Source organism: Lachnospira hominis (ex Liu et al. 2021) (genome assembly GCF_014287955.1).
Lineage (GTDB): Bacteria > Bacillota > Clostridia > Lachnospirales > Lachnospiraceae > Lachnospira > Lachnospira hominis.
Genome location: NZ_JACOPD010000011.1, coordinates 1 through 24,893, shown reverse-complemented (window position 1 = coordinate 24,893; position 24,893 = coordinate 1). Strand labels below are relative to the sequence as shown.

At 36.7% G+C, this 24,893-nt stretch carries 20 protein-coding genes and 1 pseudogene; 19 read left to right on the top strand and 2 right to left on the bottom strand.

Annotated features, from left to right (window positions below; genetic code table 11):
- Positions 1 to 21 precede the first annotated feature (21 nt).
- From pepT to H8S01_RS12655, 19 genes are all read left to right on the top strand, one after another.
- The gene (gene pepT, locus H8S01_RS12745) at positions 22 to 1,290 is read left to right on the top strand and encodes a peptidase T (RefSeq protein WP_021866268.1); all 1,269 of its coding nucleotides are present in this window, start codon (positions 22 to 24) and stop codon (positions 1,288 to 1,290) included.
- Positions 1,291 to 1,292: 2 nt separating this feature from the next.
- Positions 1,293 to 2,147 carry a DegV family protein gene (locus H8S01_RS12740; protein ID WP_186837427.1) on the top strand — a complete coding sequence of 285 codons (855 nt, stop codon included), beginning with the start codon at positions 1,293 to 1,295 and terminating at the stop codon, positions 2,145 to 2,147.
- Positions 2,148 to 2,290: 143 nt separating this feature from the next.
- Positions 2,291 to 3,364, top strand: coding sequence for a 6-phosphofructokinase (locus H8S01_RS12735; protein WP_186837426.1), 1,074 nt, complete (start codon positions 2,291 to 2,293; stop codon positions 3,362 to 3,364).
- Between the two features lie 28 nt (positions 3,365 to 3,392).
- A complete protein-coding gene (ppk1, locus tag H8S01_RS12730) occupies positions 3,393 to 5,516 on the top strand; it encodes a polyphosphate kinase 1 (protein ID WP_186837425.1) in 2,124 nt (707 codons plus the stop codon).
- 50 nt (positions 5,517 to 5,566) lie between these two features.
- Positions 5,567 to 6,394, top strand: a complete 828-nt coding sequence (locus tag H8S01_RS12725; RefSeq protein WP_186837424.1) for an undecaprenyl-diphosphate phosphatase — start codon at positions 5,567 to 5,569, stop codon at positions 6,392 to 6,394.
- Between the two features lie 48 nt (positions 6,395 to 6,442).
- Complete coding sequence (locus H8S01_RS12720; protein ID WP_330605619.1) at positions 6,443 to 7,018, top strand: histidine phosphatase family protein; 576 nt, start codon at positions 6,443 to 6,445, stop codon at positions 7,016 to 7,018.
- Between the two features lie 45 nt (positions 7,019 to 7,063).
- The gene (locus tag H8S01_RS12715; RefSeq protein WP_186837423.1) at positions 7,064 to 8,065 is read left to right on the top strand and encodes a hypothetical protein; all 1,002 of its coding nucleotides are present in this window, start codon (positions 7,064 to 7,066) and stop codon (positions 8,063 to 8,065) included.
- Positions 8,066 to 8,132: 67 nt separating this feature from the next.
- Positions 8,133 to 8,504, top strand: a complete 372-nt coding sequence (locus tag H8S01_RS12710; RefSeq protein ID WP_186837422.1) for a heavy-metal-associated domain-containing protein — start codon at positions 8,133 to 8,135, stop codon at positions 8,502 to 8,504.
- A 92-nt stretch (positions 8,505 to 8,596) separates the two neighbouring features.
- Complete coding sequence (locus H8S01_RS12705; RefSeq protein ID WP_243204389.1) at positions 8,597 to 9,388, top strand: zinc ribbon domain-containing protein; 792 nt, start codon at positions 8,597 to 8,599, stop codon at positions 9,386 to 9,388.
- Between the two features lie 5 nt (positions 9,389 to 9,393).
- A complete protein-coding gene (locus tag H8S01_RS12700; RefSeq protein WP_186837421.1) occupies positions 9,394 to 10,152 on the top strand; it encodes a zinc ribbon domain-containing protein in 759 nt (252 codons plus the stop codon).
- Positions 10,133 to 10,573 (top strand): hypothetical protein, encoded by a 441-nt coding sequence (locus H8S01_RS12695; protein ID WP_186837420.1) that lies wholly within the window; start codon positions 10,133 to 10,135, stop codon positions 10,571 to 10,573. The genes H8S01_RS12700 and H8S01_RS12695 overlap by 20 nt, the downstream gene beginning before the upstream one ends.
- An 11-nt stretch (positions 10,574 to 10,584) precedes the next feature.
- Positions 10,585 to 11,868, top strand: coding sequence for a homoserine dehydrogenase (locus tag H8S01_RS12690; RefSeq protein ID WP_186837419.1), 1,284 nt, complete (start codon positions 10,585 to 10,587; stop codon positions 11,866 to 11,868).
- A 120-nt stretch (positions 11,869 to 11,988) separates the two neighbouring features.
- A complete protein-coding gene (gene phoU / locus H8S01_RS12685; RefSeq protein ID WP_186837418.1) occupies positions 11,989 to 12,645 on the top strand; it encodes a phosphate signaling complex protein PhoU in 657 nt (218 codons plus the stop codon).
- A gap of 128 nt (positions 12,646 to 12,773) precedes the next feature.
- On the top strand, positions 12,774 to 14,594 hold the full coding sequence (locus H8S01_RS12680; RefSeq protein ID WP_186837417.1) for a Na/Pi cotransporter family protein: 1,821 nt from the start codon (positions 12,774 to 12,776) through the stop codon (positions 14,592 to 14,594).
- A 34-nt stretch (positions 14,595 to 14,628) separates the two neighbouring features.
- Positions 14,629 to 15,315 (top strand): response regulator transcription factor, encoded by a 687-nt coding sequence (locus tag H8S01_RS12675; protein WP_021865250.1) that lies wholly within the window; start codon positions 14,629 to 14,631, stop codon positions 15,313 to 15,315.
- A gap of 2 nt (positions 15,316 to 15,317) precedes the next feature.
- Positions 15,318 to 16,664 carry a sensor histidine kinase gene (locus H8S01_RS12670; protein WP_243204388.1) on the top strand — a complete coding sequence of 449 codons (1,347 nt, stop codon included), beginning with the start codon at positions 15,318 to 15,320 and terminating at the stop codon, positions 16,662 to 16,664.
- Between the two features lie 193 nt (positions 16,665 to 16,857).
- On the top strand, positions 16,858 to 18,417 hold the full coding sequence (locus tag H8S01_RS12665) for a glycoside hydrolase family 25 protein (protein WP_186837416.1): 1,560 nt from the start codon (positions 16,858 to 16,860) through the stop codon (positions 18,415 to 18,417).
- Between the two features lie 151 nt (positions 18,418 to 18,568).
- Positions 18,569 to 22,021, top strand: coding sequence for a hypothetical protein (locus H8S01_RS12660; protein WP_186837415.1), 3,453 nt, complete (start codon positions 18,569 to 18,571; stop codon positions 22,019 to 22,021).
- A gap of 51 nt (positions 22,022 to 22,072) precedes the next feature.
- The gene (locus H8S01_RS12655; RefSeq protein WP_186837414.1) at positions 22,073 to 24,160 is read left to right on the top strand and encodes a hypothetical protein; all 2,088 of its coding nucleotides are present in this window, start codon (positions 22,073 to 22,075) and stop codon (positions 24,158 to 24,160) included.
- A 59-nt stretch (positions 24,161 to 24,219) separates the two neighbouring features.
- Here the strand turns inward: H8S01_RS12655 and H8S01_RS12650 are convergent, their stop codons facing one another.
- On the bottom strand, positions 24,220 to 24,513 hold the full coding sequence (locus H8S01_RS12650) for a hypothetical protein (RefSeq protein ID WP_021865254.1): 294 nt from the start codon (positions 24,511 to 24,513) through the stop codon (positions 24,220 to 24,222).
- Between the two features lie 77 nt (positions 24,514 to 24,590).
- A pseudogene (locus H8S01_RS12645) lies at positions 24,591 to 24,893 on the bottom strand (hypothetical protein); the annotation flags it as partial.

Genomic DNA, 24,893 nt, shown 5'->3' with positions numbered 1-24,893 from the left:
GTTTGGAAAAGGAGAGCAGTTATGGAAAGTGTGACAGAAAAGTTTTTAAGATATGTAAAAGTTGATACACAGTCTGATGAGTTATCAGAGACATTTCCAAGTACAAAAAAACAGTTCAATCTGGCGGGAATGCTTGTAGAAGAACTCAAAAATATGGGAGTATCTGATGTTTATTTTGATGAAAAATATTGTTATGTATATGCAAAAATACCCGCAAATACAGAGAAAACAAATTATACAGGCAATGCAGACAGTACATGCGTGCCAGAAACTACAGGTATAGGATTTATTTCTCATATGGATACTTCTCCTGAGGTGAGCGGTGAAGGCGTTAATCCAAAGATTGTAAAAAATTATGATGGCAAAGATATTTTCTTAGGTGAAGAAAATGACAGAAAATATGTACTTTCGCCGGCAGTTTTTCCGGAATTAAAAGATTATATTGGAAAAGATTTGGTTACAACTGATGGTAAAACACTTCTTGGAGCAGATGATAAAGCAGGCGTTGCAGAGATTATGGCAATGGCGGAATATTTTCTTGATAATCCGCAGATTAAGCACCCTGACATATATATAGCATTTACACCTGATGAGGAAGTCGGCGGAGGAATGGACCACTTTGACGTTAAGCGTTTCGGTGCAAAATATGCTTATACAGTAGACGGAGGCGGAATTGGTGAACTCGAATATGAAAATTTTAATGCTGCATCGGCTGTAATTGAACTTACTGGACAGAGTGTGCATCCGGGTGAGGCAAAAGACAAGATGGTCAACGCATCACGTCTTGCAATAGAATTTGATGCACAGATTCCTGAAAATGAAAGACCGGAATATACAAGCGGCTATGAGGGATTTTATCATCTTACTGATATGCAGGGGAGCGTTGAACATGCAGTTTTAAAATATATTCTGCGTGACCATGACAGGGATTTATTTGAAAAGAAAAAAGATATTATAAAAAAAGCAGCAGAGTCAATCAATATGGAATATGGTGAAGGTACAGCATCATATGTGATAAAAGACCAATATTATAATATGAAAGAAAAGCTTGAGGATGCAATGTTTCTTATTGAAGATGCAAAGAATGCAATGGAAGAGCTTGGAATTGTGCCAAAAATCAATCCAATAAGAGGCGGTACTGATGGTGCAAGACTTTCATACATGGGAGTGCCTTGCCCGAATATATGCACGGGTGGACACAACTATCATGGAAGGTATGAGTATTGTTGTATACAATCAATGGAAAAAATAACGGAATTATTAATAAAGCTTGCAAAAAGAGGAGAATAGGTATGGTAAAGATTATATCGGACAGCACATGTGATTTATCAAAAGAAATTGTGGACAGATACAATATTGATATTGTGCCGCTGCATGTCTTAATGGGTGATAATGAATATGAAGACGGAGTTAATATTACGCCGGATGAGATTTTTGCATGGTCTGATGCCAACAAGACAACACCAAAAACTTCTGCACCATCAATGGAAAGTGTTATTGAAACTTTTAAACCATGTATTGAAAAAGGATATGATATAGTTGCATTTGCAATATCAGAAGATATGTCAACTTCGGCAAATGTTATGAGACTTGCAGCACAGGAGCTTAATGCAGAGGATAAAATAAAAGTAATTGATTCAGCAAATCTTTCAACAGGAATAGGACATCAGGTTGTGGAAGCAGCAATTATGGCACAGCATGGAAAGAATGCAGATGAGATTGTATCATATATAGAACAGATAAAACCGAAAGTAAGAGCAAGCTTTGTGGTTGATACTCTTGTATATCTCTACAGGGGTGGAAGGTGTAGCGGACTTGCAGCAATGGCAGGTGGTGTGTTGAAGCTTCATCCGAGAATCGGAGTAGCACAAGGAAAGATGAGTCCCGGAAAAAAATACCGCGGAAAAATCAGCAAAGTTGTTATGGATTATGTAAAAGATATGGAGGCAGATTTAATGGCAGCCAAAAAAGACAGAGTATTTATTACACATTCAGGGTGTGATAAAGAAATCGTTGACAATGTGAAAGAGTATCTGAAAAGTCTTAACAGGTTTGATGAGATTATTGAAACGCGTGCAGGTGGTGTTATTTCATCACACTGTGGACCGGGAACGCTTGGAGTTTTATTTATAGACGGAAAAAACTAATGTTTTTTGTGACATAAAATGTAAAAATATTTTACATGAATTTTACATAAATATGATAGTGGATTTTACATTCATTTAATAAAATAATTACAGTACGATTAAAAGAATGTACTACCGCAAATATCAGGAAAGGCGGAATGATTATGTTGAGAGTAGGAATGCTTACCAGCGGAGGGGATTGCCAGGCACTTAATGCGGCTATGAGAGGCGTTGCAAAGAGTCTTTTTAACCAGTGTAGTGAAGTTGAGATATATGGATTTACGGATGGTTATAAAGGTCTTATTTATGGTGAATACAGGTTGTTAAAAAATGATGATTTTTCAGGAATTTTAAACATTGGCGGAACAATCCTTGGAAGTTCAAGAATGCCTTTTAAATATATCGGTGTTCCGCTTGAGGATGGTTCTGATAAAATAGAGAGAATGATTGATACATATAAAAAATTGTATCTTGACTGTCTGGTTGTTCTTGGTGGCAATGGTTCACATAAGACTGCTAATCTTTTAAGAGAAAAAGGACTGAATGTTCTTACTCTTCCAAAGACAATTGATAATGATCTTGCTGAGACTGAGATAAGCTTTGGATTCCAGTCAGCTGTCGATATAGCAACAAATGCGATTGATTGTATACATACAACAGCAGCATCACACAGCAGAGTTTTTATTGTTGAACTTATGGGACACAAAACAGGCTGGCTTACACTTCATGCAGGTATAGCCGGTGGTGCAGATATAATTCTTATTCCTGAGATACCTTATTCAATTGAGGCAATATCACAGGCAATTGCAAAACGTACTGCAAGCGGTAAGAGATTTACGATTATTGCAGCCGCAGAAGGAGCAATATCTAAAGAAGAAGCTGCAATGAGCAAGAAAGAGTTAAAGTTGTTAAGAAAACAGGAAAATTATGCAAGTACAGCATACAGAATAGGTGCCGCTATTGAAGAAAAGACAGGTCAGGAAGTAAGAGTTACGGTTCCGGGTCATGTACAGAGAGGCGGACAGCCGGTTGCATATGACCGTGTTCTTGCAACAAGACTTGGTGTCAGGGCAGCAGAACTTATTTTAAATCATGAATATGGTTATATGGTAGGTGTAAAGGATAATAAAATAGTAAAAATATCACTTTGCGATGTCGCCGGAAAGACCAAAATGGTTGACCCCGGCAATGAGTTAATAACACAGGCAAGACAGCTGGGAATATGTCTTGGGGAATGATAAATATTGAGATAGGGAGTATTAAGATATGGGTGGTAATATAGCGAAAAATAAAAAAGAGGAGATTCCAAAGTACAGGGAGAAGACACCTTGCTATGAAAATCGTGAACTTTCATGGCTCAAATTTAATGAGCGTGTTCTCGATGAAGCGAGTGATAAGGATGTCCCGCTCTGTGAAAGATTATCATTTGCATCTATTTTCCAGAGTAATCTGGACGAATTTTTTATGGTGCGTGTAGGTTCATTACATGACCAGATGCTTTTTTCAGAGACAAAACGTGAGAGTAAGACAAATATGACAGCTGGGGAGCAGCTCAGTCATATTTTTAAGGCAGCAAGAGACCTGACAAGAAAAAAAGATCATACGTATCGTCATCTTATGGATGAATTAAAAGAATATGGCGTTGAACTTTTAAATTTTAGTGACATTGAATATGATGACGCCGTTTATCTTGAAAATTATTTCAAAGAGCAGATTATGCCTATATTATCACCGCAGGTTGTCGGAAAAAAACAGCCGTTCCCGTTTATTAAGAATAAGGAAATATATGCGGTGGCTCTTCTTGGTTCAAAAAGTAACGAAAAAGTGGGGCTTGTTCCATGCAGTAACGGAATTTTAAAAAGACTTATTTCAATTCCGTCTGAAAGAAATAAATATATGCTTGTAGAAGAGCTCATTCTTCATTTTATGCCGATAATATTTGAAAAATATCAGATTAAGAGCAAGTCTTTAATAAGAATAATAAGGAATGCAGATATTGATGTTGATGAAGCTGTTGATGATGAAGATACAGATTACCGTGATATGATGGAGAAGCTTATCCGCCAGAGAAAAAAGCTTTGTCCTGTAAAAATGGAATATTCGCGTGTACTTGATGAGAAAATCATACATAATCTGTGTAAAGAGCTTAATCTTAATCATGAGCAGATATATTATTCAGAATCTCCGCTTGAATTGTCATTTGTGTTTGGACTTCAGGATGCATTGAGAAATAATAAGAATCTTTTTTATGAGAGACATATTCAGAAAAATCCATCATGGTATGTATCAGGTAAGTCGGTTATTTCGCAGGTTGAAGAGGCAGACAGATTTATAAGTTATCCATATGAGTCAATGCAGCCATTTATAAGGATGTTACAGGAAGCCGGAGAAGACGAAAAAGTTGTTTCAATAAAGATGACACTTTATCGTGTTGCGAAAAATTCACAGATTGTAGAATCTCTTATAAGTGCAGCAGAAAACGGTAAGGAAGTTGTTGTTCTTGTTGAATTGAGAGCAAGATTTGATGAAGAAAATAATATTGAATGGTCGAGAAGACTTGAAGATGCAGGCTGCAGAATTATCTATGGACTGGATTATACAAAAGTACATTCTAAACTCTGTCTTATAACATACCGCGAAGAAGGACAGATAAAATATGTAACACAGATTGGAACAGGCAATTATAACGAAAAGACATCAAAATTATATACGGACCTTTCAATTATTACGGCAAATAAGCAGATAGGAATGGAAGCTGCATATGTATTTACAAGGCTCTGCATGGGAGAGTTTGTTGATGAGACTAATTATCTTTTAGTTGCACCAAAATGCATGAAGAGCAAAATCCTTAATTATATGGATAAAGAGATTGAAATTGCCAGAAACGGCGGTAAAGCATATGTGGGAGCAAAGATTAATTCATTGACAGATAAAGAGATTATTGATAAATTAATCGAGTGTTCAAGAGCAGGTGTAAGAGTTGAAATGATAGTAAGAGGTATATGTTGTCTTATTCCGGGTGTTAAAGGACATACAGAGAATATTTCAGTTATAAGTATAGTAGGAAGGTATCTGGAACATTCAAGAGTATATATATTCGGAACACCTGACAGGGATAATATTTACATTTCGTCAGCTGATTTTATGACAAGAAATATGGAGAGACGTGTTGAAATAGCGGCTCCTATCTATGATGACAGCATAAAAACCAGAATAAGAAATATGTTCCATATTATGGAATGTGACACGGTAAAAGCACGCCAGCTCTGTTCTGACGGCAATTATGTCCACAGAACTATTGCGGATATTAAAGATTTTACTGATGAAGAATGGGAACAGGCATCAGAAGGCTTACGCATTAATTCTCAGGAATATTTTGCGGCACGTTAAAATTAATTAAATAATAAAAGAGACATTGTATGTCAAAGAAATGAGGATTTATGTTAATTGAAATTTTAAAGGCAGTTCTTTTCGGAATTGTTGAAGGTATAACAGAGTGGCTTCCTATAAGCAGTACAGGCCATATGATTCTTGTAGACCAGTTTGTTCACCTTAATGTTTCGGCTGATTTTTATAAAATGTTTGAAGTTGTAATTCAGCTTGGTGCTATTATGGCGGTTGTTGTTCTTTTCTGGAATAAGCTGTGGCCATTTCATGTGAAAAATGAGAAACCGGCATGGAAAGATGGTGCACTTAGTATGTGGCTCAAAATTATTGTTGCAGTAATTCCGGCGGCAATAATAGGTGTGCTTTTTGATGACAAGATTGATGAACTTTTTTATCATCCAGTACCGGTTGCAATTGCACTTATAGTTGTAGGTGTTTTATTTATAGTTGTTGAAACAATAATGAAAGGCAAAAAGCCTTCAATAAGAAATATCGGACAGATTACTTACAAAGCCGCTGTGATAATTGGTTTATTTCAGGTTCTTGCAGCAGTATTTCCGGGAACATCTCGTTCAGGTGCAACAATCATTGGTGCATTACTTATCGGTGTTTCCAGGGCAACAGCAGCAGAATTTACTTTTTTCCTTGCTGTACCTGTAATGTTCGGTGCCAGTCTTCTTAAAGTAATTAAATATATTGCAGCAGGCGTTGCAATGACTGGAAGCGAGTTTGTTATTCTGGTTATCGGTACACTGGTTGCATTTATTGTTTCGGTATTTGTAATTAAGTTTCTTATGTCATATATCAAGAAGCATGATTTCAAAGTATTTGGCTGGTACAGAATTGTACTTGGCATACTTGTACTTTTAATACTCAGATAAATTTGGAACTTAATAGTTTTAACATATTTTATAAAGGAATGGCTTTGTATGACACTGGCAAATGAAAAACACGGAAGTCTTTATATTATGAGGCACGGAAAGACAGATTGGAATGAAAAACATAAAATACAGGGGCGGACAGATATACCATTGAATGATGAAGGACGTAAAATGGCAGCTGCGGCGGCAGAAGAATATAAAGATATACATTTTGATATATGTTTCTGCTCTCCTCTGATACGTGCAAAAGAGACGGCACAGATATTTCTTTCCGCCAGAAATATTCCGATTATATATGATGACAGAATTATGGAAATGTGTTTTGGAACATATGAAGGAATAGAAAATTCATTTGAAATACCGGATTGTCCTATAAATGTATTATTTAAAGACCCGGTAAATTATATTCCGGTTGAAAATGGAGAAAGTTTTGAGCAATTGTTTGCAAGAACAGGCGAATTTCTGGAGCAGGCTGTAAGACCGCAGCTTGAAGATGGCAAAGATGTGCTTATAGTAGGCCATGGTGCCATGAATTCAAGCATAGTATGCCAGATTAAGAATGAACCGCTTGAAAATTTCTGGAAAGTCGGAATTAAGAATTGTAAGTTGATGAAGCTTATATAAAATATATAAGGCGACCGGTATATTAATTATAGGAGTAAAAATAACATGAAGATATATCTTGCGGGCGACTCGATAGTCCAGAATTACGAAAAAGAAGAATTTATTGCAGGCTGGGGACAGTTTCTGCCTTTTTTTATAAAAGATGGTGTTGAAGTTGTAAACGATGCAAAAGGTGGCAGAAGTTCAAGGCTTTTTATTAACGAGGGCAGATTTGACAATATTGAAAAAAATATCAGTGCAGGTGATTATTTGTTAATAGAGTTCTGTCACAATGATGATGCAAGTAAAGAATATAAGACAATGTTTAACAGGCTGACACCACTCGGAGAGCCTGACAGTGACGGACGATTTCCTATTATACCGGGTGAGGCCATGCCCAAGGATTATATACCGCCTGAATATATTGATGCATTAAGAAAAGATGAAAATGTTAAGGATAAGCAGGCTGTTTTAGATAGTGTATACAAAATTCTTGAAAGCTATCCGCATGATACATATTATCCATATTCAGCAGACGGTTCAAAGGGAACGTATCTTTGGTTTTTAAAACAATTTGTCGATATGGCAAGAGAAAAAGGTGCAGTTCCTGTATTTGTGACAGCTCCTGCAAGAACAGTATATGATGCAAATGGCAATATAAAAGACGGAGCAGGGCTTCATGGCGGCAATAATTTCGCGTATATAAGAGCAATGAAGCAGTTAGGAGAAGAGGCAAAAGTTCCGGTGATTGATTTATTTGCATATTCATGCGGACTTTATAAACAAATCGGAAAAGAAAAAATTCATTGGATAACTTCTATAAAAAAGGGTTGTAATAAAGGTATATGGCCTGACGATTTTAACAGTGAAATGCAGAAGAAAGAAACAGTATCAGAAAATACTCATTTTAATAAATATGGAGCAATGCTTATAACACAGGGGCTTGTAAAGCTTATAAAAGAATCAGACAGCAGTCAGCTTGACGGCTTAAAAGGCATGCTTAAAAATCCAGATGGGATTGATATAGAAAAATATGTGAAAAAGCCGCTTGTATTTGAGGAGTTTTAGTGATATTATTCGGGTTAGAATATACTAACCGGATATATGATACCATGTCCGTAGAAATGAGGAAAATATGGGTACTATTATTATAATAGCAGTTTTAATTGTTATTGTTGCTGCAGCAGTGATTTCGTCAAAGAAACATTTCAAGGGTGAAGGTGGATGCTGTGGCGGCGGTTCGGACAGTGTACCATCACAGGATAAGAAGCTTACTGAGCCAAAGATAGGCGAAAAGCATGTTTATATTGAGGGAATGCATTGCAACAATTGTAAGAACAGTATAGAGAACGCGATAAATAAATATGATGGTGTTGCATGTCATGTCTTCCTTAAAAAGAAAATGGCAGTTGTTGAGTACAGCACTGAAATTTCAGATGACAAAATCAGAAATGCAATAGAATTTATTGATTTTAAAGTTACAAAGATAGAAACAGTAAATGATTAATACTAACAAATGAAAATGTTCCCCTTTTTTATATCGGTTATATATGATACAATTATTTTTAGGTTTTAATATGAAATATGAGGAGACCGTATATGATGGTATGTAGAAATTGTGGGGCTGAAATTGATGATAAAGCCACATCATGTCCATATTGTAATGCTATGCAGTATGCTGCTTCAGAAGCTGAATATATGAATAATCTTTATAAGATGAATTCGCAGATGGATAATCTGGATGATGAGGCTAATAAATATGTTTTTTCAAGTGTATTAAAGAGTGCCGCAATCATAATTATATGTATTGCGGCAGCTGTTTTAATTGGGATTTTTTGGGGATTTATGAGGTACCGGGCTGATAATAATTCTTCGGCAGAGCGAAAAAAGATTCACCAGTCAATTGAGTGGTATAACAATAATGTTTCTAAGCTGGATGAAGCTTATGCAAAAGCTGATTACAATACTGTAAGTGAATTGGTAGATGGTTATAAGGGGAACAGCAGTGTTATCCGGAAATGGAATCATTATTCGTTTATAACATTGTATGGCAGTTACTACAGGCGTGTGAATGATATATATAATAAAAATGATATGCTGAGCGAATATGAATTTGATTCTGGTTTCAGAAGGTCGCTGGATTTGGTTTATTTTTCAAAAAATATTAAATCAGACTATATGGGCAGATATTATCTTGCATGCAGTGACGATGAAAAAAAGATTGTAGACGGATGGGTCGAATCGGCATATGATTTTCTGGAAAATAAAGCAGGAATTAAACAGGAAGAAATAGACTCCTTTATGATATCACTTTACCCTGATGGTTATTATGATTACAAAGCAGGAAAAGATTACGAAGATAAATATTATAAAAATTATCAGGAGCGTTAAGGTATATGAAATGTAGTAAATGTGGGGCACCGATACAATTAAACCAGAAATATTGTCCAAATTGTGGTTCGCTTAATGAGGAAAATGCCAAACATGTCTCAGACATGGAAAATTATGACAGTAAGTTTAATAAAACAAGAAAACAGGTAGTAAGCAATAGCAAGTGGTTTGTAAAATATATGGCACCGATTACTGCCATGGTTATAGCTATAATAGCGATAGCAGCCGCTATAGTCTGGAATCAGGCACTTGGCGGATATGACCTGGCTCATGCCATTAACAGAAAAGAAAATAAAAAAAATAACAAAATAATACAGTTACAGCTTAATAAGATGCTCGATGATGAAAATTATACGGGACTTTATCTTTTAGACAGAGATGCCGAGCGTACTCTTGACAGCAGTGAGAGGTATGGCTGGTCAGATTTTTATAATATGGCATATTATTACAGGGATTTGAGAGTAAGCATCTGTTCGTTGTATGACCCGGGACAGGAAAATTCGTATTATACAGAGACTGCACTGTCAAATGCGTCAAGGGCAATAAGAAATGCAGAAGACATAATAAATAACACCAGCAGATACAGAAACAGGGCTGAAGAGTCAGTTCCATATATTGATGACATAACAGATAAGATATATATGTTTTTAAAAGCATACTGTAATTTTACGGATGATGATATAGCAGGTTTGCCAGAAAAATCACAGACAGATATTATAACGCTTCTTTCAAGGAGGATGTTTGATGATGAACAAAAAAATTAAAAAAAGCAAAAGACCGCTTCAGGTAAAATTAATGATTGCCGTTACGGTTATAGCAGTTCTTGTCATTATTCCACTCACATCAAATATCATGGAGGATGTGTTCAGAATTACCGGACGGCAGAAAGGTTATAGCGAAGAAACACTTTTCCAGTGCTTTATAGATAATGAATACGGAATGTTGACTGACAAGATAGAGTACAACAAGGGTGTGGGAAGAAAGATAACTAAAGAAGAAGAAAATTATTATGCATTTTCGGATTGTTATAATGCAGCAGTTGACTATAAAATGTATATAAAAAATAATGAAATGACAAAGGCAGAAGAAATGCTTGATAAATTCAGGAAAAATGAGGAAAAAATAACAGGAAGAATTTTTATTGATGCACTTGTTTCAATAAAAGAAGTGTATGGAATTAATTAAAGGAGAAGATAATGGAAAACAGAGTTATTAATGCGGCAATTTTGGGAGCAGGAACAGTCGGAGGCGGTGTATACAAACTCGCACAGGCAATGGAGGAAGACATTTTTCACAAGACAGGTGCCAGACTTGTCATTAAAAAGATGCTTGTAAGAAATGTAAATAAAGAGCGTAAGGGAATACCGTCAGAGATTCTTACGGATGACTGGAATTCAATAATAAATGATCCTGAAATAGATATTATAGTTGAACTTATGGGTGGAATTACACCGGCAAAAAAATATGTTATCGAAGCATTAAATGCCGGAAAGCAGGTAGTTACAGCTAATAAGGATTTACTTGCTGAATATGGGGAAGAGGTTATGTCTGCGGCTGAAAAATCAGGTAATGACCTTCAGTTTGAAGCGGCTGTAGCAGGTGCAATTCCGATTATTCGCCCATTAAAACAGAGCATGGCGGGCAATCATATAACTGAAGTTATGGGAATTGTCAACGGAACGACTAATTATATTCTTACGAAGATGACAGAAAAAGGAATGGATTATGCAGATGCACTTGCAGAAGCCACAGAACTTGGCTATGCAGAGGCAGACCCAACGGCTGATGTAGAAGGTTATGATGCCGGAAGAAAGATTGCAATTATGGCATCAATAGCATTTAATTCAAGAGTGACATTTTCACAGGTGTATACAGAGGGAATCACAAAAATTTCCGCTGATGATATAAGATATGCAAAAGAATTCGGATATGTAATCAAACTTCTGGGTGTTGCAAGAAATGTAGACGGTCAGATAGAGGTGAAAGTTCATCCTATGCTTATAGATGAAAATCATCCTCTTGCAACAGTTAAAGATGCATTTAATGCCGTATTTGTACATGGTGATGCGATGGACGATGCTATGTTTATGGGACGCGGAGCCGGTGAGATGCCAACAGCAAGTGCCGTTATGGGTGACATAATCGATGTTATGAGAGATATTGTATGTGATTGCTGCGGAAGAATCGGATGCAGCTGTTATAAAAAGTTATACGTTAAGAAAATTGAGGAGACAAAGAGCAAGTTCTTTTTAAGAATTAAAGCTAAGGACAAAACGGGTGTTCTTGCCAACATTGCGAGCGTACTTGGCAACAATGATGTAAGTATAGCACAGGTTGTGCAGAAGAGAAGAAACAGCGGTGTTGCAGAACTTGTAATTATAACCGATGAAGTTGAAGAAAAGAATTTTAATGATGCAATGGCAATATTTGAAGGAATGTCTGTCATATCAGAAATTGCAGGTGTAATCAGGGTTCATTAATTTATATAGATTCCTGTCGTTTTTTCATAATTTACGTGTATTTTACAAAAACATGATAGCAGATTTTACATTCCGTTGTTAGTATATGCACAGTCATATATAATGGAATGGAGATTTATTATGAGAAACAGATTTGACAGGGAACTTGTAAGACTTAATAATGAGCTTATTGAGATGGGCAGCATGATTGAAAAGTCAATTGAGACAGCAGTCAAAGCAATGGTAAATCAGGATGTTGAACTTGCAAACCGGGTTATTGAGTCTGATGATGAAATTGACCAGCAGGAAAGACAGATTGAGGATTTGTGTCTGAAACTCCTTTTACAGCAGCAGCCGGTTGCAAAAGATTTACGGCTTATATCGTCTGCATTAAAGATGGTTACTGATATGGAGAGAATAGGTGACCATGCGACAGATATTTCTGAGATAACAATTGCACTTGCAGATAAATCATATATTAAAAAGCTTGAACACATACAGCAGATGGCAAAAGAGACAATGATTATGCTTGTAAAGAGCATTGAAGCATTTGTAAATAAAGATATTGAAGAGGCAGACTCTGTAATTAAAAGAGATGATGTTGTGGATGACCTGTTTTCAAAAGTAAAAACAGAGCTTGTACAGATGATTCATGAAAATGTCGATGTTGGGGAGCAGGCAACAGATTTGCTGATGGTTGCAAAATATCTTGAAAGGATAGGAGACCATGCGACCAATATTTCTGAATGGGTAATATTTTCAATAACCGGAACTCATCCCGGAGAAAAAGGAAAGTAAAATCCATATGAAATTTTACATAGATTTTACATAAATTTGATATGGATTTCAGATGGCTGAATTATACTCCAAAATGTAAAAAATAAGTAAAGCATTTAAGGTGATTTTCACCTGTATGGAGGAAACATATGAGTATTTTTAATGCAATAGCATTGATTGGCGGTTTGGCACTTTTCCTGTATGGAATGAATCTGCTTGGTGATGGACTTTCTAAAACATCGGGAGGAAAGCTCGAATCAATTCTTGAAAAGCTTACTTCAAATCCGATTAAGGGTGTACTTCTCGGAGCCGGAGTTACTGCCGTTATCCAGTCATCATCTGCAACAACAGTTATGGTTGTTGGTTTTGTTAATTCCGGAATAATGAAGCTGCATCAGGCAGTCGGAATTATTATGGGTGCCAATATTGGTACAACAGCTACATCATGGCTGTTAAGTCTTACAGGAATACAAGGGGACAGTTTTTTTATAAACATGTTGAAACCAATGTCATTTTCTCCGATTCTTGCAATTATCGGTGTTATTATGATTATGTTCTGTAAAAAAGAAAAAAAGCATGATATCGGAAAAATACTTGTAGGTTTTGCAATTCTTATGTATGGAATGGAAGCAATGAGTTCGGCTGTAAAACCGCTCGCAGATGTGCCGGAATTTACACATATACTTACCATGTTTTCAAATCCAGTGCTTGGTATGCTTGCGGGACTTGTACTTACAGCAATAATCCAGAGCTCATCGGCTTCTGTCGGTATTCTTCAGGCATTGTGTGCAACAGGAAGCGTTACATTTGCAACAGCACTTCCTATTATCATGGGTCAGAATATCGGTACATGTGTTACAGCGATGATTTCAGCTATCGGAGCTAAGAAAAATGCAAAGAGGGCAGCACTTGTTCATCTTTATTTCAATATAATTGGTACACTTGTTTTTATGTGTCTGTTTTATCTTATTAATGCATTTATACATTTTGAATTTTTGTCACAGGGAGCTACACCTGTAGGAATTGCAACGATTCACAGTGTATTTAATATATTTGCAACAATAATTCTTTTACCGTTTGGCAAGGGACTTGAGAAACTTGCATGTCTTTCGGTCAGGGATGATAAGGAAAGAGAAGAAACAATTGATGCCAACAGGGATTTTGACCTTCTTGATGAGCGTTTTCTTGATAAGACAAGCCTTGCGATGGAACATTGCAGAATGGTAACTAATAATATGGCGGATTTGTCAAGAGAAGCGTTGTTTAAATCACTAGATTTGTTTTCAGATTTTAGTGAAGAAAAAGCCGGTGATGTCTGTGATATAGAAGAACGTGTTGATAAATATGAAGATGTACTTGGGACATATCTTATGAAATTAAGCAGCCGTGATTTGACAGAGCAGGATTCAGAGACGCTTAACATGCTTCTGCATTGCATAGGAAATTTTGAGAGAATATCAGATCATGCATGCAATCTTGTAAATGCAGCAAGGGAAATGTTTGATAAAAACATGCATTTTTCAGAAAAAGCGGCACTTGAACTAAGAATTTTTACAGAGGCAGTAAGAGATATTGTAAATATGGCTTTTGATGCTTTTAAGGCAGAAGATATCAATGAAGCGACAAAAGTTGAGCCACTTGAAGAAGTTATAGATGATTTGAACATGGAATTAAAAGCACGTCACATACGAAGGCTCAGAGAAGGCAAATGTACAATTGAACTTGGTTTTGTACATTCGGACATAATTACTAATTATGAAAGAATAGCAGACCATTGCTCTAATATCGGCGTCTGCATAATTGAGATAAGGCAGGAAGGTTTTGAGACACATGAGTATCTTGGAATCATGAAACGTGAAGATAATGAGCAATTTAGAAAACAGTATGCTTTATATAAGGAAAAATATAAGTTACCTGAGACAAGGAAATTTACTGAAAATGATATGCAGCCTGTAGCAGTCAAAGCTTGATGATTAATTGGCAGGTATGCGGAATGGAGGAGTTATGGCACTCATATATGTAGTTGAAGATGATAAGAATATTAGCGAAATAGAAAGCTTTGCATTGAAGAATGCAGGACACCAGATTGTAGAGTGTGCAAGTGGAAAGGAATTTCATAAGCAGGTGATTGAGCGTATACCTGACCTTATTCTTCTTGATATTATGCTCCCTGATGAGGATGGGCTTCAGATTCTTACAAAAATGCGTGCCACACCGGAGACAAGAAGAGTTCCAGTAATACTTGTCACAGCCAAAACTACAGAGATAGATAAAGTAAAAGGGCTTGATATGGGAGCTGATGATTATCTTACAAAACCATTTGGTGTAATGGAGCTTATATCAAGAGTCAAGGCACTTCTCCGCCGTGTGGGTGGAATGGAAGAAGAAAAGTTTATAAGAATAGGCCTGCTTTTTATAGATGATGAAAAGCATGTTGCATATGTGGATGATAAGCCGGTAGAGCTTACCTTTAAGGAGTATGAACTTCTTAGGTATCTTGCAATAAATCAGGGAATTGTTCTTTCAAGAGATAATCTTATGGAAAAAGTTTGGAGTTTAGATTATGAGGGTGAGTCGCGTACTTTGGATGTCCATATTAAGACACTCAGACAAAAGCTGGGCGTTGTAGGGTGTTATATTAAAACAGTAAGAAATGTAGGATATTACCTTGATGTAGATGACAGAGGCTGATTATGGGTTTGAAAAAAAGAATTAATATTCAATATATGCTTCTTACACTGCTCGCAATAATTGCAACTGTAGCAATATCAAGTGTTGTGTTTTATGAACTTATAAAAAAGGAAGTCGTCGGAGATTTAAAGACATATACTGATTTGATGGTTGATTCTGATGCATGGAAGATAGTGACTGACCCCGATGACAACAGTATGGAATCGGCATTACAAAATAATAATTCACATCTTCGTATAACGTTTGTGGATGCATCAGGAAAAGCTTTATATGATACAAATGCAGATGTCGGTTATATGGAAAATCACAGGGAGCGTCCAGAGATTGCGAAAGCATTTGAAGATGGCAGTGGTGAGGCAATAAGAAAATCAGAGACAATGGGGAAAAGTGCTTTTTATTATGCGGTAAGGCTTGATAATGGCTGTGTTTTGCGTGTTTCAAAGGAAGTGAGCAGTCTTACGAGTGTTATAGCAAAGGCGGTTCCTGTTATGCTTGTTCTCTGTGTGAATTTGTTTATTTTGTGTGTGATTTTATCAAATTTCCTTACTAAGAGCATAGTAGGACCGATAGAGAGACTTGCGGGAAATCTTGATGCCTCGGATTCTATAAAAGTTTATAAGGAGCTTGTTCCTTTTGTGACTACAATCAGAAAACAACATGAAGATATTATGCGGAATGCCAATATGAGACAGGAATTTACTGCAAATGTATCACATGAGTTAAAGACTCCGCTGACTTCAATTTCGGGATATTCTGAGCTTATAGAGAGTGGTATGGCAAGCGATGGTGATGTTGTCCGTTTTGCAGCAGAAATACATAAAAGCTCTAACAGGCTTCTTACACTTATCAATGATATAATAAGATTATCAGAACTTGATGTTACGGTAAGAGAGGATATATTTGAGAATGTTAATCTGTATGAAATTGCAGAAAGCTGTGTAGATATGCTTCAGATGAGTGCGGATAAACATAATGTGACTCTTTCAATTAAAGGAAGCAACCGGACAGTTAAGGCAAACAGACAGATGATGGACGAACTTATATATAATCTTTGCGATAATGCTATAAGATATAATAATCCAGGCGGAAAAGTTGAAGTTACGGTTGATGAAGATAATGGTAAAACATTTGTTGAAGTTAAGGATAACGGAATAGGAATTCCAAAAGAACATCAGGAACGCATATTTGAACGTTTCTACAGAGTTGATAAGAGCCGTTCAAAATCAACAGGCGGAACAGGTCTTGGCCTTGCTATTGTAAAGCATATTGTTGTGAAACATCCTAATGCTGAACTGAAACTTGAGAGTGAAGTCGGTAAGGGTACAACTATAAGAGTTGTATTTAATTAATAATTGTATAAATATGTATAATATTATCCAAAATTGTATTAAATGCGAAAAACCCCTTGAATTAAGCGGATTTATGGTGTAGTATGTCAGATATAGCGAGTATATAAAATATACTAACTGTAAAATAATTATATGCTAATGCAGATTATTGCTATATATGCAGGTTTCTGCTGAGGGGAAAAGAGGTTTTATTTTGAAAAATTGGCTGGCACAGGCAGTAAGTAAGCTGGCACTTACAGGAAAGAAATTTACGGGATTTTGTAAAATTATGGCGGTCACACATGCGAAGGCATGTATAATAGCGGGCTGCGTCGTTACTGTTGGAACTACAGGAACAGTTGCAACGGCGGTTTACGTTAATCACGCAAATAATAACAGACAGATTGTTGTTGCAGAGACAGTTCCTACAGAGACTGAACCTGCTACATTAAAGGCGGTTGTTACAGAAACAACAACTGAGCACACTGAGGAAGTAACAGAAGAGCAAACAGAAGAGCAAACAGAAGAGCATACAGAAGAGGAAGTTGCACCTCAGGATATGAACGAAGAACAGATTACAGATATGATTGAATCAGGCGATATTGAGATTATTCCAATTGAAGAATTGGAAATAGTTGATGATAATTCGACTGAACCAGAGCGTAATGAAGACGAAGTTATAGAAGATCCGCCTGCTCCAGAAGCACCAAAGTCTGATCAGATATATGAAGTCGGACAGCTTGTTCATGGTATAGATGTATCAAGATGGCAGGGTGATATTGACTGGACAAGGGTTGCCAATTCAGGAATTACATTTGCCATGATAAAGTGCGGCGGCGGTGACGACGGACTTTATGAAGATAGAAAATTCCAGCAGAATATCCAGGGTGCTCTGGCTAATGGAATTCAGGTCGGCATATATTTTTATTCAGGAGCAAGAGACGTTGAGACTGCATACAGGGAGGCAAGTTTCTGTGTAAATCTTATAAGAGGATATCAGATTACATATCCAGTTGCATTTGACTGGGAATTAGCATATGGCGATGGCAGCTATGATACTATTACAAAAGTATGTGAGACATTCTGTGATGTAATAGCAGCTTCAGGTTATAAACCAATGGTATATTCTAATAAATACCGCTGGTATGATGGATTTAACGGTGCACAGATTTCTAATAAGTATAAAGTATGGATGGCTGCATACCTTGGCGATTATTATTATACATCAAGACGCTGGCAGTATGGTGATGTGCTTCCGAACTTTGACTATCACTTTGATATGTGGCAGTACGGCGTAACTAATACTGTAGACGGCATTGATGGTTATGTAGATATGAATATCGCATTTTTCGGATATGCAAATTATCAGGTAAACGGGCTTCAGAAACCTAAGATAGAAGTTCCGTCAGATAATGTGACTGTTACAGAATCGGAAGGTGCTTTTGACATATGGAACGGTGTTAAAGCAACGAACTCTATAGGTTACGATGAAGATTTGGATTATGTAATAAAAAATGCCAATGGTGATGAAGTTTCTATTGAAGACGCTAATGTGACACCTGGCGTGTATACAATAGAGTATAGTTTCATTGATCCGAAAGAAGGTTATACAAGCAGGAAGGTTACTCTTACTGTATTAAAGAAAGAGGAAGAGACTGAAAAGCCGACAGAAAAACCGACAGAGGGCGAGACCGGAACAGGTGAGAATCCCACAACAAAAGCATCGGAGGAATCATCATCCGGGACGACGGCAGGAGCTGAAAACAAAAATTAATATCATTCGTGTTGAAAAAATGTCATTTCGTGCAAATGGCATTTTTTTTATGCTGTTTAATGTATAATACTGTTAAGATATATTATCTTCTTGTGATACTTTTATTGTGCGTTTGATATTAATAATATTTATATAAAAAGGAGGGACTTATATGAGATTAATTAAAAAAATCAAAAAAGGAACGGCAGTTATACTGTCAGCTGCATTAATGGCGGGACTTGTTCCGTTTATGCCACATAGTGTGAGCAAGGTGCAGGCGGCAGCAGGAAGCAAGGAGCCGAGCGTAACGGCGTATGCGACAAAGGAACAGTTGATGGATAAGACATTTACACCGAATTATAAAGGAATATCGGATATTGTCGGTAAACTGGCATTTGGTAATGATGAAGACGGAAATATACAGGAATGGTATATTCTTGGAAAGGATGGGGGTGTAAATAATGTAAAGGATAATACAATTATTTTTGCAGCCGATTCCATAAAAAAAGAACAGATATTTGAGGACATATCTTCAGGTTCGACAACAAAAACATATAAGGAGGAGTACGGAAATTATGGAAATAATGCTCCGCAAGAAGTATATGCAAGTCACTATGGTGCAAGTGAGTTAAGGAAAGTTCTTCAGGATATGGTAAGAGATGACAATGATACATACTTTTCCGATGCAGAGAAGGCTATAATGAATGAGGTGAAAGTAACAACAGAGGATTCAGACTATAAAAGGTATACTATATCGGATAAGTTATATGCTCCGGGTTGTGATTCTTATAATTATCTTAGTCATAAAGAACTGCTGATAGCAGTAAATACTAATACAAAAAAAATAGCAAGCAGCATTTATTGGGCTGTCGGAGAACCTTTTTGGACACGTACACCCCGATATGGTGGTTCAATTAGCGAACTTACTGCGAATCCCTATGAAATACAGAATTCGTATCGAATAGAAGGTCATGATGTGAACGAAAAATTAGCAGTACGTCCGCTTGCGAATCTGAATCTGGCAACAGTTCTTTTTGCGTCTTCAGCCACGGCAGCTACTTCTGATTCTGCGGTGTATGGCACAATCGCAGAGGGTACGGCGATGAGACTGCGGATTAATGGAAAGAATAAGGATATAGGTTCTGTGTACTATAACTTTGAGAACGGATATATTAGGGCAACAAAGGGAAGCATTTCTGATACGGTGTCACTTGTGATACAAGGAAACGATGGAACGAATGACTGGTATTACAGTAAAAAAATAGACAAAACGGATACGGTTAAAGTTTCAGATATTCAGAGAGCATTAAATATTTCTGATGATATTGATTGGAGAAATTGTCAGATATGGCTTGAGACAACAGATGAGGACAGAATGACTTATGCTGTACCGGCAGAAATCAGTACGGTTTTTGCAACAAAAGACCAATTGATGGATTCGGTTTTACATTATGATGGAACACCTGATTGTATCGGAAAGCTGGAATTAGGTAAAAATGAAGACGGTGCATATTCTTGGTACATATTGGGAAAAGATAACAATATAGATGGTGATAATACAGTTATTTTTACCGTGAGTCCTTTGGCAACGGGAATCAAGTTTAATCCTGATAATAATGATGTAACATTTCAGGAAGGTATGGGAACATATACATACTATGATTATGTTCCTACGACAGTAAGTTCTGATCATTACGGTGCAAGTGAACTCAGACAAAATTTGTTGAGTATAGCTGACAGCAGCAGATTTACCGCGACAGAAAAATCCCTGATGCAGGCTACAACGCTTAATATGTGGGATACATTGAATTCCGATTCATATACTGTTTCCGATAAATTATATGTACCCGGGGGCGGTTATGGTGATTTAGATATAAAGATAGGAACTTTTGACAAAATAATATTGCCAATGAGGACATTTTGGAATAACAGTCAAGACAGTGCATTTTGGCTGCGTACGGCAGGTACAGATCGTGCATTTATAGCTGTTTGCGGTGATAAAGTCGGCTCAAGGTACTTTGAAAGTGCCGAGAATGTTTGTGCAGTACGTGCGGCTTCCAATCTGAATCTTTCATCGGTTCTTTTTGCGTCATCAGCAACAGCATTTTACTCTCAGACCGATGAGACAAAGGGGACTGTTTACGATGGAACAGCTATGACATTGCGACTTGACGGAGGTAATAAAGATATTGGTTTTGCAGCTTATGATGCCGGAGAAGGAAAGATTATTGCTAAAAAAGGAAAATGCTCAGGTCGTGTGGTTCTTATGGTTCAGGGAAATGACGGAGGAAGTAATTGGTTTTATTGCAGCCCAGAGATGGATTCAGTAGAGTATGTATGTACATCTTCATATATTAAAGAGGCATTGAATTTATCTGAAGATATTGACCTGTCAAAATGCCACATATGGCTGGAAACACAGAATGATGATATGGCATATGCGGTAAATGCGTTAAGTGGCAAGGTTATAGACAGGATTGATGCGACAATCAATGCTCCAAAAGGAGAAGACAAGTTTGATACAAATATAAAATGTAACACAGAGGGAATTGCAGATGCAGCAATCACATGGACGGATATACAGGGAAACGCTGTAAGTTCAACGGTGGACTACTACCCGGCTAAGTATAAGGCACATTTAACATTTTCACCTGCCGAAGGTTATGTATTGGCACCATATACGAAGATTTTTATAAACGGAAGAGAATTTGTGGATGAAAAGGTTGTTGATAAAAATGGAATTATTAGTGTAACAGGAGGCTTTGAATCAGATAAACGTAAGATTACAACCATAAAAAAACCTGTAGTTCCTGCTGATAATACATTTACGCAATATTATACAGAGGACAGTATTTTAGATAGTAATGATGAACTTGGAAACACGGCAGGTCTTTCATTTGACGGAAGCATGGAACCTGTTACGGGTGAAATTGATGTTACATGGACTTTAGAGGGAGATTATAATGATAGTCCTTCGGCAGAAAATACTTTCAGATGGAGCTTTGATGTTAGCAAATTAGAAGATTATGAAATAGCTGTAGGATGTGAGACAACAGGTATAGCGGTAATTAAAAATAAAGCGGCTACACCTGTCAGTATTACGGGAACAGATACAGGACTTGAGTATGATGAGTCGGATATTGATGTGTCACAATACTTTATAATCGACAGTAATGCAGGTACAGCGGTCTATTCTTTGGTTTCAAAAGAGACTGACGGTTCGGTTACCGGTGAGGGAACACTTGACGGAAGTATTTTAAATATTAAAAATACAGGAATTTTTAAAGTAAAAGTTATAACAGCGGCAAATGGAAATTATGCGGCTGGTGAAGCTGTAATTACGCTTACTGTGGAAAACGGCACGATATTGTATAACGCTACGGATTACAGCGGCACATATGACGGCAAGCCGCATAGTATAAGCGTTGATGTTACGAGTCCGTCTTCGACAAATGTAACTTACAGTACGGACGGAAAAACTTACAGTACAAATAATCCTGTATTTACCGATGCAGGTGAATATACCGTCTGCTATAAGATTGAAAAGTCAAACTATGACACGGTTACAGGTGAAAAGAAAGTAGTTATTGCGAAAAAAGATCTTGAAGTTAAAGTTGATGACTAGAAGATAGTATGGGGAAATGATATTGATAACACAAAATATAATGTAAGCGGTTTGACAGAAGGCGATGGTATTTCGGAGATTACACTTAAAGCAAGTACAACGGCACTTACAGATAACGGAACAATCAGCGTAAGCAGTATAGTAATTACAAACGGTTCAAAGGATGTGACATCAAATTATGACATTGCTTTGTCTGACGGAAAGCTTGTAATTGAACATAATACATCTCTTGTTCCGACAAGGCTTGATGCCCACAAGAAAAAAACTGCTTATGAAGCAGGAGAAATTCTGAATGTTGATGATATTACGGTAACTGCATATTATGAAGACGGTTATAGTGAGCAGATTACAGGATATACAACAAATGCAGATGAATTGGATATGATTACGGTAGGTGAAAAGATTCTTGCGGTATCATATACAAAAAACGGTGATACAAAGACATGTAGATTTAAAATTATCGTTACTCATACACATGGATTCGATAATGCAGTATGGCACAGTGATAGCATAAATCACTGGAAAGAATGTACAAAATCTTATTGTGACAAGAGTGACGGTTATAAAATCCAGGAGATATCCCATACATGTGAATATACTTATACATGGTCGGATGATTATAAGACATGTACTGCAGTAAGAAAATGCAGTATATGTGAGTATACTGATTCAGAGACAGTCGCTTCTGATATTGTGGTAGTACAAAACAGAGATTGTACAAATCCTGAAATTATAGAATATGTTGCTAGATTTAAGAATTCTTTATATAACGATTTTGAGACACAAATAAAAGGAAATTTTGAGGCAGCACCAGCAACAGGACACAACATGTCAGAATGGACATCAAACAGAGACAATACACACAGCAGGATTTGTACGAATTCAGGCTGCACGTATAAGGAAACAGAAAAATGTTCCGGTGGAACAGCTACATATTTCAAAAAGGCAATATGTGATGACTGTAAAGCGGAACACGGAGATTTTAAGGCAGATACGATTAAGCCGACAGGTGAGATTAAGTTAAGTGATAATACATGGAATACACTTCTTAACAAAATAACTTTCGGACGTTTCTTCAGTGCGACACAGAAAGTAACAATTGCAGGAACAGATGACAGTTATAGCAGTGATGGTTTTAATTTATCTGAAGATGCGGTTAAGATTTCATATCTGCTTGCAAGCGGAGACGAAGCAAAGGCTTATACAACAGATGAACTTGAAAAGAGATTCACAGCGGGAGAATTTAAGAATTACAAAGCATCATTTAATGTTAATCCCGATAACAAGTATGTTGTTTTTGCAAGAATTGAAGACCACGCAGGAAATGCAACATATATTTCATCAGATGGTGTGGTAATTGATTCAACTACACCTGTTATAGATGGTGTTGCAGAAGGTGAAATCTACTGTGAAAAGGTAGAATTTACTGTATCAGATGACAATTTTGACAAGGTGACTGATATAATCGGTGATGATGTGCAAACGCTGACATCAATTAATGGCAGATATATTTTATCAGATGGAATGCATAAGGTAATCGCTTATGATAAAGCAGGTAACAGCACAGAGGTTAATTTTGTTGTAAATGCAAATCATACCGTAAGTGAATGGATGACAGATAAAGAGGCAACAATTGAAGAGACAGGAAGCAGACACAAAGAATGTAAGGTTTGCGGAACAATTCTTGAAAAAGCTGATATTGAAAAACTTGTGCCGTTGGAATATAAGATTATTGCCGGTGCAGACAGTTCATGGTCACAGAATACTGATATGAATCTTGTGATAAAAGGAAATGGTGATTTTGCTAAGTTCATAAGAATTAAAGTGGATGGTGTGAGCGTTGATGCCACGAATTATACAGTTGCAGAGGGCTCAACAATAATCACATTAAAGCCGGATTATATTAAGACATTGTCTGTAGGAAGCCATGTATTTGAAATTATATGGAAAGATGGTATAGCATCTACAAGTTTTACAATTGTCAATAATGAAGTTGCAGATACAAATAATAATCAGGGTACAGATATTACACAGACGGGAGATACAGCAAAGCCGGTTCTTTGGTCAATGCTTTTCATGGTATCGTTTGCTGGATTTGCAGTAATGTCTGGAAGAAGAAAAAAGAAGAACTGTAAATAATAATAAGTAATTGTAAATCAAGGCTCCGCTGGCACTTATGTGTTGGCGGAGCCTGTTTATTAACCTTGTAATCCGGCAGTCTGACGAATCATATCCTCTACGACAATATCATAAATTTCACCGACAGTGTTGCAATATTCAAGGATTTTCCATGGTTCATTTGTATGAAAATGAATCTTTACTAAATCTTCATCTCCGGCAGCGATAAGGCTGTTGCCTTCAAAATGTTCTGTTATGTAATCGGAAATTTCATCTTCATCCAAATCTTTGTCTCTTTTGTCAATTAAAAGCTGGGTGTCATAACGATATGCGAACTGATCGTCCTCCGCATCTATACTGTGAATTTCTGACATAAAAAATCCGCCTTTCTTTGTATATGTATTCTTAATCTACGCTATTATGACATAAATTTTGAATATATTCAAGAAATTTAATTCTCAGTATCATTAAGGGCAGAATTATATTCTTCTTCCGAATAACATTCCAGTATCTTATCCTTTGGGACATTAAGTTTAATCATGTTTTTGATAGCTTCAATTTTTGTTTGTTGTGTTCCTTTTATAATTCCTTGTTCAATTCCACATTCTACCCCATCATTAAACCCATCGTCATAGCTGATATTTTTCTCATTTTTTATATGCTGTTCTTCGTTATATTCTGTCAGAATCATGTCACGCACCTCCGCTGTATGCACTGATAATACTTCTTTTAGAATATTATGGCTTATGGCTTG

Excerpts from the sequence above, each read along its gene's own strand:
- H8S01_RS12660 (WP_186837415.1), top strand. The coding sequence starts at position 18,569 with ATGAGATTAATTAAAAAAATCAAAAAAGGAACGGCAGTTATACTGTCA.
- ppk1 (WP_186837425.1), top strand. The coding sequence starts at position 3,393 with ATGGGTGGTAATATAGCGAAAAATAAAAAAGAGGAGATTCCAAAGTAC.
- H8S01_RS12650 (WP_021865254.1), bottom strand. The coding sequence starts at position 24,513 with ATGTCAGAAATTCACAGTATAGATGCGGAGGACGATCAGTTCGCATAT.
- H8S01_RS12695 (WP_186837420.1), top strand. The coding sequence starts at position 10,133 with ATGATGAACAAAAAAATTAAAAAAAGCAAAAGACCGCTTCAGGTAAAA.
- H8S01_RS12735 (WP_186837426.1), top strand. The coding sequence starts at position 2,291 with ATGTTGAGAGTAGGAATGCTTACCAGCGGAGGGGATTGCCAGGCACTT.
- H8S01_RS12725 (WP_186837424.1), top strand. The coding sequence starts at position 5,567 with ATGTTAATTGAAATTTTAAAGGCAGTTCTTTTCGGAATTGTTGAAGGT.
- phoU (WP_186837418.1), top strand. The coding sequence starts at position 11,989 with ATGAGAAACAGATTTGACAGGGAACTTGTAAGACTTAATAATGAGCTT.
- H8S01_RS12705 (WP_243204389.1), top strand. The coding sequence starts at position 8,597 with ATGATGGTATGTAGAAATTGTGGGGCTGAAATTGATGATAAAGCCACA.
- H8S01_RS12700 (WP_186837421.1), top strand. The coding sequence starts at position 9,394 with ATGAAATGTAGTAAATGTGGGGCACCGATACAATTAAACCAGAAATAT.
- H8S01_RS12675 (WP_021865250.1), top strand. The coding sequence starts at position 14,629 with ATGGCACTCATATATGTAGTTGAAGATGATAAGAATATTAGCGAAATA.
- H8S01_RS12680 (WP_186837417.1), top strand. The coding sequence starts at position 12,774 with ATGAGTATTTTTAATGCAATAGCATTGATTGGCGGTTTGGCACTTTTC.
- H8S01_RS12690 (WP_186837419.1), top strand. The coding sequence starts at position 10,585 with ATGGAAAACAGAGTTATTAATGCGGCAATTTTGGGAGCAGGAACAGTC.
- H8S01_RS12670 (WP_243204388.1), top strand. The coding sequence starts at position 15,318 with ATGGGTTTGAAAAAAAGAATTAATATTCAATATATGCTTCTTACACTG.
- H8S01_RS12710 (WP_186837422.1), top strand. The coding sequence starts at position 8,133 with ATGGGTACTATTATTATAATAGCAGTTTTAATTGTTATTGTTGCTGCA.
- H8S01_RS12715 (WP_186837423.1), top strand. The coding sequence starts at position 7,064 with ATGAAGATATATCTTGCGGGCGACTCGATAGTCCAGAATTACGAAAAA.
- pepT (WP_021866268.1), top strand. The coding sequence starts at position 22 with ATGGAAAGTGTGACAGAAAAGTTTTTAAGATATGTAAAAGTTGATACA.
- H8S01_RS12720 (WP_330605619.1), top strand. The coding sequence starts at position 6,443 with ATGACACTGGCAAATGAAAAACACGGAAGTCTTTATATTATGAGGCAC.
- H8S01_RS12740 (WP_186837427.1), top strand. The coding sequence starts at position 1,293 with ATGGTAAAGATTATATCGGACAGCACATGTGATTTATCAAAAGAAATT.